The organism is Komagataeibacter rhaeticus (assembly GCF_011611525.1).
In the GTDB taxonomy this organism is placed as follows: domain Bacteria; phylum Pseudomonadota; class Alphaproteobacteria; order Acetobacterales; family Acetobacteraceae; genus Komagataeibacter; species Komagataeibacter rhaeticus.
Map to the genome: position 1 here is coordinate 719,890 of NZ_CP050139.1, position 16,408 is coordinate 736,297.

The window sequence follows — 16,408 nt, forward strand, 5'->3', positions numbered from 1 at the left end:
GGTGGTGCCTAGCTGGCGTTCCCCTGCTGCAGGGCCGCCCGCACGGCTTCCAGCGCCGCTTCCACCCGGGTGGTGTCGGGACCGCCCGCCTGCGCCATGTCGCGCCGGCCACCGCCGCCCTTGCCGCCCATGGCCGTGCTGGCCGCGCGCACCAGTGCCACGGCGTCGACCTTCTCGCCCAGATCAGGGGTGGCGGCCACGACGATGCTGCCCTTGCCATCAGCGGTGGAGATCAGCACGATCACGCCGGAGCCGATTTCCTTGCGCAGCGAATCCGCCAGTGGCTTGAGTTCCTTGGCCGGCAGTTCGCCCACGTTGCGGGCATCAAGTTTTATGCCGCCCACGTCCACAATGGATGCCGCCGCCTGGCTGCCCGAGGCCAGCTTGCGCTGCAGGTCGGAAATCTGGCGTTCCATCACCTTGCGCTCTTCCAGCAGCACGGCCAGGCGTTCGGGTGTTTCCGCAGGTGGCACGCGCAGCATGGCGGCAATCTGGTTCAGGCGTTCCTCGGTGGCGATGGTGGCGTTCTGCGCGGCCAGGCCGGTCACGGCCTCGATCCGCCGCACGCCTGACGATACGCCACTTTCCGATGTGATGCGGAACAGCCCGATATCACCCGTGCGGCGCACATGCGTGCCGCCGCACAGTTCGATCGACCAGCCCGCGCGGCCTTCCTCCGGGCCGCCCATGGACACGACGCGCACCTCATCACCGTATTTTTCGCCAAACAGGGCCATGGCGCCCTGCTCGATGGCTTCTTCGGGTGTCATGTGACGGGTGGTGACATCCGTATTCTCACGGATGCGGGCATTCACCTCGGCCTCGATATCGGCCAGTTCCTCGGGCGTGATGGGGCGGGGCTGGCTTACGTCAAAGCGCAGGCGGTCGGGTGCGTTCAGGCTGCCCTTCTGGGTGACGTGCGCGCCCAGCCTGCGGCGCATGGCCTCGTGCAGCAGGTGGGTGGCGGAATGATGGGCGCGGATGGCGCTGCGGCGGTCATGATCGACCTGTGCCGTGACCGCCATGCCGGGCTTGACCGTGCCTTCGATGACCGTGCCGTAATGCACCAGCAGGTCGCCCAGCTTTTTCTGCGTGTCGGTAATGGCAATATGCAGGCCGGGTGCCGTGATGGTGCCGGTATCGCCCACCTGGCCACCGCTTTCCCCATAGAAGGGGGTCTGGTTGAGCAGCAGCGCCACCTTGGTGCCGGGACCAGCACTTTCCACCTGCGCGTTGTCCACGATCACGGTCTGTACCTCGGCATCCGAGGTTTCGGTGGTGTAGCCCAGGAATTCGGTGGCGCCGAACGTGTCGCGGGCCTCGAACCACACGGTCTCGGTCGCGCTGTCGCCCGAACCGCTCCATGCGGCGCGGGCGCGCTTGCGCTGCACCTCCATGGCCGCGTTGAAGCCCGCCACATCCACATTGTGGCTGCTGCCGCGCAGGGCATCCTGTGTCAGGTCAAGCGGGAAGCCGAAGGTGTCATACAGCTTGAACGCAACATCACCGGGCAGGGGCGCGCCATCGCCCAGGCGTTCCGTCTCGTCCGCCAGCAGCGACAGGCCACGGTCCAGCATGGCCTTGAAACGCTCTTCCTCGCCCTTCATCGTACCCTCGATCAGGGCGCGGGCATGGACCAGTTCGGGATAGGCCTCGCCCATCTGCCGGATCAGCGCGGGGACGAGTTTGTAGAAGGTCGGCTCCGTCGTGCCCATCATGTGCAGGTGGCGCATGGCGCGGCGCATGATGCGGCGCAGCACGTAGCCGCGCCCGTCCTTGGATGGCAGCACGCCATCGGCAATCAGGAACGAGGTGGAGCGCAGGTGGTCGGCCACCACGCGGTGGCTGGCGTTGAATGGCCCGTCGGGGTCCTGCCCCGTCACCTCGGCCGAGGCGAGGATGAGCGCGCGGAAGGTATCGGTATCATAATTGTCGCGCTTGCCCTGCAGGATGGCGGCAAAACGCTCCAGCCCCAGCCCGGTGTCGATGGACGGGCGCGGCAGGGGCGAGCGGGTGCCGGGCGGATTCTCGAAATACTGCATGAACACGAGGTTCCAGATTTCGGTAAAGCGGTCACCGTCCTCATCGGGGGAGCCGGGGGGGCCGCCCGCCACTTCGGGGCCGTGATCGTAAAAGATCTCGGAACACGGGCCGCAGGGACCGGTATCGCCCATGCGCCAGAAATTGTCAGAGGTGGGGATGCGGATGATGCGGTCATCGGACAGGCCGGCGATCCTGCGCCACAGGCTGGCGGCTTCCTCGTCATCGGCATAGACGGTGGTCAGCAGCTTTTCTTTGGGCAGGCCGAACGTGCCGGTCACCAGTTTCCAGGCCAGTTCGATAGCTTCGGCCTTGAAATAGTCCCCGAACGAGAAATTGCCCATCATCTCGAAGAAGGTATGGTGGCGGGCGGTATAGCCCACATTATCCAGGTCGTTATGCTTGCCGCCCGCGCGCACGACCTTCTGGGCGGTGGTGGCGCGGGAATAGGGACGTGTTTCCTGCCCGGTGAACACGTTCTTGAACTGCACCATACCAGCATTGGTAAACAGCAGTGTCGGATCGTTGTGCGGCACCAGGGACGAGGACGGCACGATCTGATGCCCGTTCCCCGCGAAATAATCGAGGAAGGTGGCACGAATGTCGTTTGTTGTGGGCATGGCGGGAAACAGACGATCCTGTATTGAAGATATAGATATAAAACCGGATTCATTCACCTAGCGCACGTAGCACCAGACCGGAAGTACGAACATGCGTGTTCCGCCCATATGCCCATGGCATGACAGGCGGCTTGTATCAGCGGGAGGCTTCAATATGCCACGGGAATGGACGGCGGAACAGCACGGGCTGCTGGCACCCTGCCGCCCGACGCCTTCCAGAATTTCCTGATCCGGGATCATCTTGACCTGATCCGGTATGCCCGCGCCTGCGCACGGGGTGCGTGAATTACTTGCCTGCGGCCGGTTTGTATTTGACCGGGGCCGCGGGGTGGTGACCTGCATGGTACCATGGCGCCGTGCCGGGCTGGCTATGCGGAGATCGGTGTCCCCGGCCCCGCAGGAAGGATAATCCCTGCCGGTCATGGATGCGGCCTGCATGGCGGCAGCGAATATGCCACGCTGGTGGAAGACGCAATCCGTCGCCTTGAATCAGGTGGGGGCCACTTACGGCGCCCGGGCGCGTTATCCCGTCTTGCTGCGGGAGTTCACGACAGCGGTCCGGCTGGAGACGGCATTCTGCGCCACGGCGCGTTCAGGCTGGAAGGGCACGATCTGGACGTTGCGGCGCCCGGTGGCCTTGGGCGATTCCCTGTGGAAAACCAGCTTCCGACTGATATGGAAGTTGGCCATCATGCCAGCCGCCGCACCGGCCACCAGCGCCAGCACCGGATTGGCCTTGAAGATGGGGGAAAGGTGGAAGAGCATGAACACGCAGCCCCGGTTCAGGAAGAACCCCAGCGAGTTGCCCGCAAGGAAGCGGAGCCACTGGACCATGAAATGATGCTGGTTGCCCGCCTTGCGGAAGGTCCACAGCCGGTTGATGAACCAGTTGATCGAAGCCGCGATGAAATAGGCGGCGATGGTTGCGGTAGTCAGGCCGACCAGGGGACGCAGGCTGTAAACCGCTGTTGTGTCCCAGCCCAGTCCTAACAGTCCTACAATGCCGAATTTGAGGAATTGCGTGATTTTCTCGGAAGAGAGTCTGGGCAAGGGATGATCCTTCTGCCTGGGCGAGGGATTCGCTGGCATATGGTCAGGGCACGCCTGTTCGGCAAGGACCTCCCGCCGGGCATGTGGATATCGTATTAGGCCAAATACTGCGTCAATAAAAGAGAAAAGGGGGCACCGAAGCACCCCCTTTTCCTGATGAGCGGCTGGCCGTGATCAGTGCAGGATGATCTCGACGCGCCGGTTCTGGGGCTCACGCGTGTCGGGGCCGGTCGGCACCAGCGGGTGGGCTTCACCATAGCCATGGATGTCGATGGCGTTGGCGGGCACGCCGTCACGGATCAGTTCGGCCTTCACGCTTTCAGCACGGCGCATGGACAGGCCAAGGTTGTACTGCTGGCCACGCGGGCCGGGGTGGGCCGCCGTGTTGTCGGTATAACCGTTGACTTCGATGCGGGTGGTCTGGACGTGGGTGGAAGCCTGTGCGGCCTCTGCCACGATCTCACGCGAGCGGCCGGTCAGGGCTGCGCCGTCCCAGTCGAAGAACACCAGGTAGGTGCGGGCGGCGGTCGGTGCGGGCGGCACGACGGCGGGGGCCGGCGGCGGCGGCGGCGGCGCGTTGTTGAACGCGTAGCGGACGCCTACGATGAACTGGTGGTTGAAGCGGTGGTCAAAGCTGGCATGACCCGTACCTTCCGGCCCGCTGGCGGTGTAGTTGCCCATGGTGAAGGAGGAGGGCTGGCCGATCATGCGGTATTCGGTGGTCATCTGCAGGCCAGGGACACCGGGGATGTCATAGGCCGCACCGACGATGCCCTGATAGGCGAAGCCACCCTTGGTGCCGCTCAGGCTGCGTGCCGCGTTGTTGCCAACGGTCACGTCATGGGCGTTCTGCCACAGGTAGCCCGCGCCAACACCGACAAACGGCGTGACCGGCACGTCAATGTTGAACAGGCGCTTGAGGTCGATGTCATACAGCACGTTGACGAAACCGCCATAGGAGCGGTCGCTGCCCTTGTCGCCACGGGTCTTGCTGTAGATTTCGGACCAGTTGTAGTCGCCTTCGATTTCAGCGCGCAGGCCGTTGCCAAAGCCCCAGCCCACCGCGCCAAAGCCGGTCCAGCCATGACGGTGGCCAAGCTTTTCACGGCCCGGGCCATCTTCCGTATCCGCGAAATGCCCGTGCTGGGTCTGGGTCAGGTTGTAGCCACCGCCGATATCGACATAGGGGCCAGTAATGGTCGTGGCCTTGGCTGCGAACGGTGTCGCTGCCAGCAGGCTGGTTGCCAGCAGGGCAGTGCGGAGACGCATATGTTCGTCCTTCCTCATGTTATTACTTCTTTGTAAACCACATCACGCATGGGATGCGAAGATTAATCAATCCATATCCCTAAACACTGTGTGTTGCCCGGGGTTGCCTGAACCCTGCTACCATATGGCGGCAGAAAAGTGACACCGTGCCGAATGCAGGCCGATCAATCGATTTTCCCATTTTAGAACAATTGTCTAGTTAGGGAAGATTCCATTGGAAACAAGTGTCTCGCACAATCTTCAAGGCCCAATGTGGCAGAAAAATCACGCAATAAACGAAGTATTTCAAAAAGTAAGAAATTTTTCATACATTAAAACGGGCATAAAAAAAGGAGCACCGAAGTGCTCCTTTTCCGTTTTGGTGACCGTGTTGGCCGTGATCAGTGCAGGATGATCTCGACGCGACGGTTCTGGGGCTCACGCGTGTCGGGGCCGGTCGGCACCAGCGGGTGGGCTTCACCATAGCCATGGATGTCGATGGCGTTGGCGGGCACACCGTCACGGATCAGTTCAGCCTTCACGCTGTCCGCGCGGCGCATGGACAGGCCAAGGTTGTACTGCTGGCCACGCGGGCCGGGGTGGGCCGCCGTGTTATCGGTATAACCGTTGACTTCGATGCGGGTGGTCTGGACGTGGGTGGAAGCCTGTGCGGCCTCTGCCACGATCTCACGCGAGCGGCCGGTCAGGGCTGCGCCGTCCCAGTCGAAGAACACCAGGTAGGTGCGGGCCGCGGTCGGCGCGGGCGGCACGACAGCGGGGGCCGGCGGCGGCGGCGGCGGCGCGTTGTTGAACGCGTAGCGGACGCCTACGATGAACTCGTGGTTGAAGCGGTGATCGAAGCGCTCGGCGCTCGTGTAGCCACCACCGGAAGCGTGGATGTTGCCCATCCCGAAGTCTTCAACCTGACCAACCATGCGGTATTCGGTGGTCATCTGCAGGCCGGACACGCCCGGGATGTCGTAGGCCGCACCCACGATACCCTGATAGGCGAAGCTGCCGTTCGTGCCCTTCATCTGGGCGCCGGAGGACATGCCCGTGACATTCGCGTTTTCCCACAGGTAACCGGCACCGGCACCGACGAACGGCGTGACCGGCACATCAATGCCGAACAGACGCTTCAGGTCGATGTCATACAGTACGTTGACGAAGCCGCCATACGAACGGTCGTGACCCTTCGTCTTCTCGGCATCGACACTGGTGATTGCGGTCCAGCTGTAGGCACCTTCGACTTCGGCGCGCAGGCCGTTACCGAAGCCCCAGCCAACATTGGCAAAGCCGGTCCAGCCATGGCCGTGACGGACATGCTGGCCGCCGTCGTCATTGCCGTTGGCGCCGTTTTTCAGGTCAGCATCATGCATATGCTGGGTCTGGGTCAGATCGTAGCCACCGCCGATGCCCACATAGGGACCGGTGATGGTCGTGGCTTTGGCGGCGACCGGTGCCGCTGCCAGCAGGCTGGTAGCCAGTAACGCTGCGCGAAGACGCATGTTCAAGTCCTTAAACTCTGTTGTTGCAGGGCAGAGCCCTATCTTGTGGGCCGGGCAATGGATATGCCCCGAAGACAGGGCAGCCTGAGATTACCCGCAAGCTATGATGCGGGGATTAGCGTGTCTGGGCAGGCTTGAGAATGGGCAAAATGGCGCAAGCGGATCGTGTGTGGCAAAAAAAACACATATCTTTCAGGAAGCTTTGGAAGGTGCTGCGAAAAGTTGTGACTTTATAAAGGATTTTTTGCACTGCCGGCACAGCCCCTTCTATTTTGCATAGGACATTGCCGGAAAAGGAGGGGCTGCCTGACGGTCGTCATGGCACTGGACGATTCGACGCAAAAAGGGAGAATGCCGGGCATTCTCCCTGATTTTCCACATGGTTTTGTTGTCAGGCGGGACTGGAGGTCAGTGCAGGATGATCTCCACGCGGCGGTTCTGCGGCTCCCGCGTGTCGGGGCCGGTCGGCACCAGCGGGCGGGCTTCGCCATAGCCCTGCACGCCAATGGCGCTGGCGGGCACGCCGTCACGGATCAGTTCGGCCTTCACGCTGTCCGCGCGGCGCAGGGACAGGCCAAGGTTGTACTGCTGCCCGCGCGGGCCGGGCTGGGCGGCGGAATTGTCGGTATAACCGTTCACCTCGATGCGGGTGGTCTGGACGTGGGTGGAAGCCTGTGCGGCCTCTGCCACGATCTCGCGCGCGCGGCCGGTCAGGGCTGCCCCATCCCAGTCGAAGAACACCAGGTAGGTACGCGCCACGGCGGGCACGGGCGGGACGACGGCGGGGGCCGGCGGCGGTGGCGGCGGGGCGGTGTTGAAGGCGTAGCGGACGCCCACGATGAACTGGTGGTTGAAGCGGTGGTCGTAGCTCGGGTGGCTGTTATCGGCACCGTAATTGGCGGTGTAGGACTGTGTGATGTTGCCCATGCTGAACGATTCCACCTGACCGACCATGCGGTATTCGGTGGTCATCTGCAGGCCGGCCACGCCCGGTATGTCATAGGCCGCACCCACGATACCCTGGTAGGCGAAGCTGCCATTGGTGCCGTGCTGGCGCAGGTTGAGGCTGCTGTTGGAGGCCAGCACCGTGCTGCTGCTTACATTCTGCCAAAGATAGCCCGCACCCACACCGACAAATGGCGTGACCGGCACGTCAATGTTGAACAGGCGCTTGAGGTCGATGTCATACAGCACATTGATGAAACCGCCGTAGGAGCGGTCGCTGCCCTGGGTCCTGCCGGTGGTGGAACCGCCCCGCGGGCCGCCCTGGCTGAAGGTCATGCCGGTCAGGCCGGACCAGTTGTACGCGCCTTCGACTTCCGCGCGCAGGCCATTGCCGAAGCCCCAGCCAAAGGCGGCGAAGCCGGTCCAGCCATCGCCGTGGCGTACCCGTTCGCGGTAATGCATGCTCGGGCTGTAGGTATCGCGCACGTCCGCCTGCGAGGCGGCAGGCGCGTGGTCGACATACCCCTTCATGAGACGGTCATTGTCAAAATCATGAAGATGCTGGGTCTGGGTCAGGTTGTAGCCGCCGCCGATATCGGCATAGGGGCCGGTGATTGTTGTTGCCATGGCGGTGACAACCGGGGTCGTGGTCAGTGCAGTCGCCAGCAATGCCGCGCGAAGACGCATATTCCCGTCCTTGATACTTGATCAGACGCCTTCTCTGCTGTGGAGATGGGGGCATTCCACACCGGCCTGATGCTTGTTGACACGATCGGCCCGGAGAGGGGCCGTGAGAATGGTGCCAGCGGCCGGGTGGGAATGGTGGCATCCGGCCCCGCCGGTCCGTGGCGGGACCGTTGTGCGGGGCAAGGATTGAAATACGGTAAATACCCCCTGCCCATCGTGGGGAAGGCAGGGGGCTGTTGTATAAAAATCACATCGCGCGGCGCGACGGGTCAGGGTGTGCAGCCATCCGCGCGCAGCACGTCCAGCACGGCCTCATCGGGTACGTCGCGACAGGTAAAGGCCTGTCCGATGCCGCGTACCAGCACGAAGGACAGGCGGCCATCGCGCATTTTCTTGTCGCGCTGCATGTTGCGCACAAGCTGGCTGGCGGAAAAATTCCGCCCCGTATCGCTGACCCGCAGCGGCATGGACAGGTCTTCCAGATGGCGGGTCACGCGCTCCAGGTCCCCGGCGGGGCAGTAGCCCAGCCTGACCGACAGCATGAAGGCCAGCCGCAGCCCGATGGACACGGCTTCCCCATGCAGCAGGCTGCCATCGTACCCCATCTCGGCTTCCAGCGCGTGGCCGAAGGTGTGGCCCAGGTTGAGCAGGGCGCGGCCATCGACGCGGCGCTCCTCGCGCTCATCGGCCGTGACCACGCGGGCCTTGAAGGCACAGGCCATGCGAATGGCCTCGGCCTGCATGGCGGGGTCGCCCGCCAGCACCGCCGCCCCGTGGCGCTCACACCATGCGAACAGTGCCGCATCGCCCAGCAGCCCGGATTTTACGATTTCGGCATACCCCGCGCGCAGTTCGCGCACCGGCAGGGTGGCCAGGGTGGACGTGTCGGCCAGCACGGCGATGGGCTGGTGGAACGCGCCCACCAGATTCTTGCCAAACGGGGTATTGATGCCCGTCTTGCCCCCCACCGACGAATCCACCTGCGAAAGCAGCGTGGTCGGAATCTGTACGAACGGCAGCCCGCGCAGGGTGGTGGCGGCGCAGAATCCGGACAGATCCCCCACCACGCCGCCGCCCAGCGCCACGACCGTGGTGCCCCGCTCCACATGCGCTTCCAGCAGGGCATTGGTCACCTGCTCGTACCGGGCCATGCTCTTGGACCCCTCGCCGGGGGGGATGGTGATCACCTCGGCACGGATGGCGCATTCCTCCAGCCCTTCCAGCAGGCGGGGCAGGTGCAGGGGGGAGACCGTCGCGTCGGTCACGATCATCACGCGCTTCTGGGGCAGGACGGGGGCCAGCAGCGCGCCCGCGCGGCGGATCACGTCGGGGCCGATCATCACCTCGTAGCTGGCGCGCTCCAGCCGCACGGGCACGCGCAGCGGCTGCTGGCTGTGTTTCAGGGCCTGCAGCACATGGTCGGCGCTGTGTTCCACGTTGTCATCTCCACAATCCACGATGATATCCGCTTCCGCATAGACCGGATGGCGGATGCGCATGAAATCCGCCAGCACCGCGTGCGGCGAGGCGGTATTGAGCAGCGGGCGGTGTGTGCGCTCCGCCACGCGCTGTACCAGCAGCGGCAGCGGGCAGCGCAGCCAGATGGACACTGCCTGCTCGCGCACGCTGGCGCGCGTGCGCTGATCCATGAAGGCGCCGCCGCCGGTCGCCAGCACCACGGGCGGGCCGGACAGCAGGCGGCGGATGACCAGCCGTTCGCCCCGGCGGAATTCCGGCTCGCCGTATTTCTGGAACAGGTCGGCGATCGAGCAGCCGGCCGCGCGCTCGATCTCCTCGTCCGAATCGACAAAGGGCAGGCCCAGCGTCGTGGCAAGGATGCGGCCGATTGTGGTCTTGCCCGCCCCCATCAGGCCCACCAGCACGATGGTCCGGCCGCATCCGGCCTGTCGCGGGGCGGATGGGCCCACGGCGTTCAGGTCGAGCGGAATGCTGAGTGACGGAGCCTCCGGACTGGGCCGGTCGGGGGGAATCTGGCGTGACATGCGCGGCAACCTAACATACAGCAGGACAGGACCGGTAGACTCCGCGCCCGGGACCTGTGTCGCGCATGGGGCGTGTCCGGGTACGGGAACACGCGAAACCGGATTTTGCAGGATATGGGAAGCGGTCTGATGCTCCGTATAGTCATTGCCCTGGTTGGCGTTCTTGCCCTGTGCGCCGTGGGGGGATTCTTCTCGCTGGGCGCCTTTCCGCCCGCGCCGGTGCAGCAGGCCATCCATAAGGACATTCCCTTCGCCCCACCCGCCCCGCCCGCGGCGGCGGCCCTTCCCGCGCTGCCGGGCGCGCCCGCGCCGCTGCCCGTGACCCCGCTTGCGCCTCTGCACTAGGGGTGCCCGGCGGCGTGCAGGCGGACGGGATTGACGCCTTTCTGGAAATGCAGGCCGCCGAACGGGGTGCTGCCCTGAACACGCTGGCCGCCTATGCCCGTGACCTGGCGGACATGACGGCGGTCCTTCATGCCGGTGGTGTTACGGCGCGCACGGCGGGGGAGGCCGACCTGCGTGCCTATCTGGCCGGTCTGGCGGGGCAGGGGCTGGCGGCGCGCACCCAGGCGCGCAGGCTGTCGTGCCTGAAGCAGTATTTCCTGTTCCTGGCGCGGGAGGGCATGCGGCCCGACAATCCCGCCGCCCTGCTGGAAGCCCCCCGGCTGGACACGCCGCTGCCGCGTTTCCTGTCGGAAGGGGAGGTGGAGGCCCTGCTGGCCGCCTGCGCGCCGGAACCCGATGCAACTCCCGCGCGCCAGCGCAGGCTGCAGGTCGCGCGCGCGGCGCTGGAAATGCTGTATGCATCGGGGCTGCGCATATCCGAACTGCTGGCGCTGCCCCGCCGCGCGCTGGATGCAGCACCCGGCATGATGCTGGTGCGGGGCAAGGGCGGGCGCGAGCGCATGGTGCCCATGTCGGCGCGTGCGCGTGAAGCCGCCCGCGCGCTGATGGAAGCCGATGCCGCGCGCCGGAGTCCCTTCCTGTTTCCCGGCCGTGGGGTGGCCCGGCCCATGACCCGGCAGGGATTCGACCGCATCCTGCACGATGTGGCCCTGCGCGCGGGGCTGGACCCGGCCCGGCTTTCGCCGCATGTGCTGCGCCATTCCTTTGCCACGCACCTGCTGGCCCACGGGGCGGACCTGCGCGCGTTGCAGGTGCTGCTGGGCCATGCCGATATCGCGACAACACAGATCTATACCCACGTCATGCTTGACCGCCTGCGCGAGGCGGTGGCTGACCACCATCCCCTGTCCCACGCGGGGGAGCTGGAGGTGGGATAGACAAAAATGCATGGCGGGGTGAATTCCCCGCGTGAAAATGTTTGGCTGGCGTGCAGGCTGTGCTATCGGCAGCGCATGCGCCAGTTTCTAGATTTCGAAAAGTCGGTCGCCGAGCTTGAGAACAAGATCGACGAGCTTCGCAAGATGTCCGGTCCGGACGGGATCAACATCGCGGAAGAGATCGCCCGGTTGAGCGAGAAAGCCGACCGGCAGTTGCGTACGGCCTACGCCAAGCTGACCCCATGGCAGAAGGTGCAGGTCGCCCGCCATGCCCAGCGGCCGCACACGGTGGATTACATCGGTGCGCTGATCACCGAATTCGCGCCGCTGGCGGGGGACCGCCTGTTTGGTGAGGACAAGGCCATCATTGGCGGCATTGGCCGTTTCAACGGCCAGCCGGTGGTGGTGATCGGGACCGAACGCGGGGCCGAGATCGAGACGCGGCTGAAGCATAATTTCGGCATGGCCCGGCCCGAAGGCTACCGCAAGGCGCAGCGCCTGATGAAACTGGCCGGGCGATTCGGCCTGCCGGTCCTGACCTTCATCGACACATCGGGCGCGTGGCCCGGCATCGATGCCGAGGCCCGTGGCCAGGCGGAGGCCATCGCGCGTTCCATTGATACCTGCCTGAACGTGCCGGTGCCGGTCATTGCCACCGTTATTGGCGAAGGGGGGTCCGGCGGTGCCGTGGCCCTTGGCGCGGGGGACCGGGTGATGATGCTGGAACATGCCATCTATTCCGTCATCTCGCCCGAGGCGTGTTCCTCCATCCTGTGGCGCGACCCCAAGCAGGCGAGCACGGCGGCGGATGCGCTGAAGCTGACCGCGCAGGACCTGCTCCAGCTGCGGCTGATCGACCGCATCATCCCCGAGCCACTGGGCGGCGCGCAGCGTGACCCGGCGGCTGCCATCCGGGCCGTGGGCGACGCCATTGCCGCCGAGCTGCCCGGCCTGCAGGCGAAGGACCCGGCCCTGCTCAAGGCGCAGCGGCGCGACAAGTTCCTTGCCATGGGGCGTGAAGCGGTTTCCTGAATTGCGTGCCGGATCGTGCCGCCGCGTGCGGCACGGCCGGGCAGGGAAACATCAGGCTTTCGCGGGTTCACCGGCCTGCGGCTCGAAACCCATTTCCTTGATCAGGTCACGGACCGCGTGGGCCGCGTCATGCACGGCGCGGGTGTCCGTCCCCTTGCACAGCAGGCAGACACCACGCTGGCTTTCATCCAGCCGGTAGGGGTAGGAACCGATATCCACGGCCGGGTAGCGGTGCTGGATGGCCTCCAGCGCCGCGGCCAGTGCCCCTTCATACAGCCCGTTCGCATGCCATGCCTGTGATGTGACCGGCGTGCCGTGGGGTAGGGTGGGCAGCACCTCCTCGAACATCGCGCGCATGATGCGGGGCACGCCCGCCATGACATGTACGTTGCCCATGGTAAAGCCCGGCGCCACCGACACGGAATTGCGGATGGGGATGGCCCCCTGTGGCATGGTGGCCATGCGCTGGCGGGCGGCATTGAATTCGCCGGGGGCGAAATGCGCTTCCAGCAGGCGGAATGTCGCGGGGTGGTGCACCCAGGGCACCCCGAACGATTCCGCAACACAGGCAGAGGTGATATCGTCATGCGTCGGCCCGATGCCGCCGGTGGTGAAGACGTTGTCATGGGCCGCGCGGGCCTCGGTCACGTTACGGACAATGACGGCGCGGATATCGGGAATGATCCGTACCTCGCTCAGGGTAATGCCGGTTTCCGACAGGCGGCGCGCGATATACTGCACGTTCACGTCCTGGGTGCGGCCGGACAGGATCTCGTTGCCAATGACAAGCAGGCAGGCTGTGGGGTTCATCATGACATTCCACTTGGTTGCGGCAGGGGCGTTTCACGTTCACCCTACAATGACAGACAGCCCGCCGGAAGGAGAAGCCATGAACACGGCAGCAATGCCACAGCCGCACTGTGTGTGGGACATCAGGGCGGAACTGGGCGAAGGCCCCGTGTGGTCCGTGCGCGAACAGGCGCTTTATTTCGTGGATATCGTGGGACAGGCCATCCACCGTTTCCACCCGGAAAGCGGTGGCCATGCTTCGTGGGCCACGCCGCAGCGCCCGGGTTTTGTCGTGCCCGCCAGTGACGGGACACTCATATGCGGGCTGAAGGACGGGCTGTACGGGTTTGACCCGGCTTCGGGCCGGTTCACCTGCCTGGTGGCGGTGGAACGTGACCTGCCGGGCAACCGCATCAATGACGGCTGTGTCGATTCGACGGGCCGGCTGTGGTTCGGCACCATGGATGATGGCGAGGCGACACCCAGTGGCGCGCTCTATTCCGTCACCCGCGGCAGGGGCGGCAGGCTGGACGTGCTGCGCCATGACGAAGGGTATGTCGTGACCAACGGCCCCGCCATCTCGCCCGATGGCACGAAGCTGTACCACAACAATTCCCCCGCCGGGATCATATATGTGTTTGACCTGGCGCCCGATGGCAGCCTGTCCGGCCGGCGCATCTTCGCCCGTGTGGCGGAGGGGTATCCCGACGGCGTGGTGGTGGACAGCGCGGGCACCGTGTGGGTGGGGGCCTGGAACGGGGGGCGGGTCATGCGGTTTACGCCAGATGGCGTGGAACTGCCGCCGGTGGCGGTACCTGCCGTCAATGTGACCAAGGTGGCCTTTGGCGGTCCCGACCTGCGCACGCTTTATGTCACGACAGCACGCAGGAACACGCCGCCCGATGCGCTGGCCCGCTACCCGCAGGCGGGGGGACTGTTCAGCCTGCGTGTGGAGGTGCCCGGACAGGCATCCCGTGCCTTCCCGGCCGATGGGATGGACGGCCTGTGTGACGAGGTCAAGCAGGGCTAGGGCTAGAGCAGGTCCTGCAGCAGCGGGACCAGCGGGCGGTCGGCATCGGGCATGGGGTAGTCGCGCAGCCTGGATGCCGGCACCCATTCCAGCTTCTGCCCCTCCCGCGCGATGGGGGTGTTCTTCCAGCGGTGGCAGACATAGACGGGCATGAGCAGGTGGAAATGCCCGTAATCGTGGGAGACAAAGGTAAAGGGTGCCAGGCAGGAGCGGGCCACGTCCAGGCCCAGTTCCTCATCCAGTTCCCGCACCAGCGCTTCCTCGGGTGTCTCACCCGCTTCCACCTTGCCGCCGGGGAATTCCCACAGCCCGGCCATGGATTTGCCCTCGGGCCTGCGGGCCAGCAGGATGCGGGCATCCGAATCCACCAGCGCGACGGCAGCCACCAGCACGATCCGGCGCGGGCCGTCGGCCTGCGTCCCGGCCATGGCCTCCCCCGACAGGTCGGCATGTCGGGCCTCGAACAGGCGGACAGGGTATTCCCCCCCGCGAGAGACGAATTCCTGCGTGGCGGTGCCGTTTTCCCGAAACCCGATCCGCTTCAGCACCGCGACGGAGGCATGGTTGTCATGGGCCGCCGAGGCCGTAAGCCGGTCCACCGGCAGGTTGGCCAGCGCCCAGCGCGCCAGCCTGCCCGCCGTGGTGCTGGCGACCTTGCGGTTCCAGTGCGCGCGACCGACCCAGTACCCCAGCGAGCAGGAGCGTTCGGTAGCGTTGATGCGCAGCCCGATACAGCCGATCAGCGCATCGGGCTGATCGGAGTGCGGACAGGTGATGGCGAAGTGATAGGCTTCGCCACGCCGGGACTGTTCCATGGTGGCCGTGATCCAGTCCTCTGTCATGGCCAGCGAATACGGGAAGGGAACGCGGCTGAGCATCCGCACCACGCTCCAGTCGTTGATCAGCCTGTGCATTGTGCCCGCATCTGATGTGCGGACTTCACGCAGGCGGTATTCGCCAGCCTCCAGTAGGGTACCGGGATCATGTCCTCCATGAACACTCATGCGCGGGAGGCGCCCCTGGCCACGGGGGCGGGCGTATCCTGGTCGGCAGGCAACCCGCATTCGGCCAGCAGCGACCGCAGGCTGTTGATCACGGGAAAGATTTCCTGGTTGCGGTCACCGCCCTGTTCATACCAGGCGTTCTGCTCCAGCTCCACGATCTCACGGTCCTCACGGAAGATCCGTTCGGTAAACGCGGTCAGGAACGGCCAGGCCAGGTCCAGTATGCCCGGAATCCCCGGCCGCTTGATGGACAGCAGCCCGAACACCCGGTTGGTCAGTTCCGCCTCGTCCTGCGGTACGTACGCAATCCACAGGTCCATGACCGGCGCGTTGTCACCCGTCTGGATATGAAGGGTCTGGTAGGGATAGGTGGTGCGGATGGTCATCACGTCGCGATGGGCGAATTTCTCGCTGTTGTCGCGCTTCTGGCCAAAGATCAGCGCCTCGCCGATCGGCTGCTTGCCGCCGGTGCGCGCAAAGCTGTAGCGTGCTTCCACCAGGCCGGGACCACGTTCCTGCCCCAGGAAGCGGGGCTTCATCTGCCCCATCTGCTTCATGTGCATGAACTGGTGGTTCATATCCATCAGGTTCTCGTGCATGAAGCTGTAGTGGCAGTGTACCAGCTGGCCGAAGCGGCGGGTCTTGTAGGCGGGGCTGGCCACTTCCGCCAGGCGGGGGAAGGGCGTCGTCTCCGCCTTCGCCGCATCGCCGGGAAAGACGAAGATCAGGCCATCGACCTCACGCACGGGGTAGGTGCGCACCCCGTTGGGCAGCTTGCCCTTGCCCAGATAGGGCACGTCGATGCAGCGGCCCGAACGGCCATAGGCCCAGCCATGATAGCAGCACTGCACCGAGTCGCCCTTGACCGTACCCTTGCTGAGCGGGACCTGACGGTGGGCGCAGCGGTCTTCCAGTGCAAAGACGCTCCCGCCCTCCAGCGGGCGGACCAGGGCAATGGGCTGCCCGGCATAGCGGGTGCCAATGGTCTTGCCGGGCTTCAGTTCCCGTGACCAGGCAACAGGATACCAGAAATCGGGGTTGGCGCGGATTCGGCGCAGATCCCGCCCGGTGACCGGGGCGGAGGATTGCATGCTGTCAGGCGATAACGACTGATCCATTGTCTCTCTTGACTGTTTGCAGGGCATGGCAGCCGGGGGTGCCACGGGGCA

Annotated in this window: 13 protein-coding genes; 4 read left to right on the forward strand and 9 right to left on the reverse strand. The window is 65.0% G+C overall.

The annotated features are described in order from the left end of the window. Positions 1–8 precede the first annotated feature (8 nt). The 6 genes from alaS to aroB all read right to left on the reverse strand — a co-directional run bounded on the left by alaS (position 9) and on the right by aroB (position 10,101). Complete coding sequence (alaS, locus tag GWK63_RS03370; protein ID WP_039999329.1) at positions 9–2,660, reverse strand: alanine--tRNA ligase; 2,652 nt, start codon at positions 2,658–2,660, stop codon at positions 9–11. 522 nt (positions 2,661–3,182) lie between these two features. Further along, on the reverse strand, positions 3,183–3,710 hold the full coding sequence (locus GWK63_RS03375; RefSeq protein WP_007399128.1) for a GtrA family protein: 528 nt from the start codon (positions 3,708–3,710) through the stop codon (positions 3,183–3,185). Between the two features lie 174 nt (positions 3,711–3,884). Continuing rightward, the gene (locus tag GWK63_RS03380) at positions 3,885–4,979 is read right to left on the reverse strand and encodes an OmpA family protein (RefSeq protein ID WP_007399130.1); all 1,095 of its coding nucleotides are present in this window, start codon (positions 4,977–4,979) and stop codon (positions 3,885–3,887) included. Positions 4,980–5,359: 380 nt separating this feature from the next. After that, a complete protein-coding gene (locus GWK63_RS03385) occupies positions 5,360–6,466 on the reverse strand; it encodes an OmpA family protein (protein ID WP_007399132.1) in 1,107 nt (368 codons plus the stop codon). Positions 6,467–6,874: 408 nt separating this feature from the next. Further along, positions 6,875–8,098: an OmpA family protein gene (locus GWK63_RS03390; RefSeq protein ID WP_007399135.1), complete on the reverse strand. Its 1,224-nt coding sequence runs from the start codon at positions 8,096–8,098 to the stop codon at positions 6,875–6,877. 269 nt (positions 8,099–8,367) lie between these two features. After that, positions 8,368–10,101 (reverse strand): 3-dehydroquinate synthase, encoded by a 1,734-nt coding sequence (gene aroB, locus GWK63_RS03395; protein WP_050800736.1) that lies wholly within the window; start codon positions 10,099–10,101, stop codon positions 8,368–8,370. Between the two features lie 129 nt (positions 10,102–10,230). On the opposite strand from aroB, the gene GWK63_RS03400 reads away from it, so the two are divergent. The 3 genes from GWK63_RS03400 (at position 10,231) to GWK63_RS03410 (ending at position 12,416) form a co-directional block, all read left to right on the forward strand. Then, positions 10,231–10,446, forward strand: coding sequence for a hypothetical protein (locus GWK63_RS03400; RefSeq protein WP_007399137.1), 216 nt, complete (start codon positions 10,231–10,233; stop codon positions 10,444–10,446). Positions 10,447–10,460: 14 nt separating this feature from the next. Then, positions 10,461–11,384: a tyrosine recombinase gene (locus GWK63_RS03405; RefSeq protein WP_007399138.1), complete on the forward strand. Its 924-nt coding sequence runs from the start codon at positions 10,461–10,463 to the stop codon at positions 11,382–11,384. A gap of 75 nt (positions 11,385–11,459) precedes the next feature. Beyond that, a complete protein-coding gene (locus GWK63_RS03410; RefSeq protein ID WP_039999430.1) occupies positions 11,460–12,416 on the forward strand; it encodes an acetyl-CoA carboxylase carboxyltransferase subunit alpha in 957 nt (318 codons plus the stop codon). A 51-nt stretch (positions 12,417–12,467) separates the two neighbouring features. On the opposite strand, the gene GWK63_RS03415 is transcribed toward GWK63_RS03410, so the two are convergent. Beyond that, positions 12,468–13,226: a competence/damage-inducible protein A gene (locus GWK63_RS03415; protein ID WP_034929344.1), complete on the reverse strand. Its 759-nt coding sequence runs from the start codon at positions 13,224–13,226 to the stop codon at positions 12,468–12,470. A gap of 79 nt (positions 13,227–13,305) precedes the next feature. Between GWK63_RS03415 and GWK63_RS03420 the strand changes: the two genes are divergently transcribed. Further along, positions 13,306–14,235: an SMP-30/gluconolactonase/LRE family protein gene (locus GWK63_RS03420; protein WP_223846628.1), complete on the forward strand. Its 930-nt coding sequence runs from the start codon at positions 13,306–13,308 to the stop codon at positions 14,233–14,235. Between the two features lie 2 nt (positions 14,236–14,237). Here GWK63_RS03420 and mutT read toward each other — a convergent pair whose 3' ends face one another. Together mutT and GWK63_RS03430 are read right to left on the reverse strand one after the other, a co-directional pair. Beyond that, the gene (mutT, locus tag GWK63_RS17395) at positions 14,238–15,239 is read right to left on the reverse strand and encodes an 8-oxo-dGTP diphosphatase MutT (protein ID WP_007399142.1); all 1,002 of its coding nucleotides are present in this window, start codon (positions 15,237–15,239) and stop codon (positions 14,238–14,240) included. After that, positions 15,236–16,357, reverse strand: a complete 1,122-nt coding sequence (locus GWK63_RS03430) for an aromatic ring-hydroxylating oxygenase subunit alpha (protein ID WP_034929170.1) — start codon at positions 16,355–16,357, stop codon at positions 15,236–15,238. The genes mutT and GWK63_RS03430 overlap by 4 nt, the downstream gene beginning before the upstream one ends. Positions 16,358–16,408: the final 51 nt, after the last annotated feature.

Excerpts from the sequence above, each read along its gene's own strand:
- GWK63_RS03430 (WP_034929170.1), bottom strand. The coding sequence starts at position 16,357 with ATGGATCAGTCGTTATCGCCTGACAGCATGCAATCCTCCGCCCCGGTC.
- GWK63_RS03400 (WP_007399137.1), top strand. The coding sequence starts at position 10,231 with ATGCTCCGTATAGTCATTGCCCTGGTTGGCGTTCTTGCCCTGTGCGCC.
- GWK63_RS03390 (WP_007399135.1), bottom strand. The coding sequence starts at position 8,098 with ATGCGTCTTCGCGCGGCATTGCTGGCGACTGCACTGACCACGACCCCG.
- mutT (WP_007399142.1), bottom strand. The coding sequence starts at position 15,239 with ATGAGTGTTCATGGAGGACATGATCCCGGTACCCTACTGGAGGCTGGC.
- GWK63_RS03420 (WP_223846628.1), top strand. The coding sequence starts at position 13,306 with ATGAACACGGCAGCAATGCCACAGCCGCACTGTGTGTGGGACATCAGG.
- alaS (WP_039999329.1), bottom strand. The coding sequence starts at position 2,660 with ATGCCCACAACAAACGACATTCGTGCCACCTTCCTCGATTATTTCGCG.
- aroB (WP_050800736.1), bottom strand. The coding sequence starts at position 10,101 with ATGTCACGCCAGATTCCCCCCGACCGGCCCAGTCCGGAGGCTCCGTCA.
- GWK63_RS03415 (WP_034929344.1), bottom strand. The coding sequence starts at position 13,226 with ATGAACCCCACAGCCTGCCTGCTTGTCATTGGCAACGAGATCCTGTCC.
- GWK63_RS03385 (WP_007399132.1), bottom strand. The coding sequence starts at position 6,466 with ATGCGTCTTCGCGCAGCGTTACTGGCTACCAGCCTGCTGGCAGCGGCA.
- GWK63_RS03410 (WP_039999430.1), top strand. The coding sequence starts at position 11,460 with ATGCGCCAGTTTCTAGATTTCGAAAAGTCGGTCGCCGAGCTTGAGAAC.
- GWK63_RS03380 (WP_007399130.1), bottom strand. The coding sequence starts at position 4,979 with ATGCGTCTCCGCACTGCCCTGCTGGCAACCAGCCTGCTGGCAGCGACA.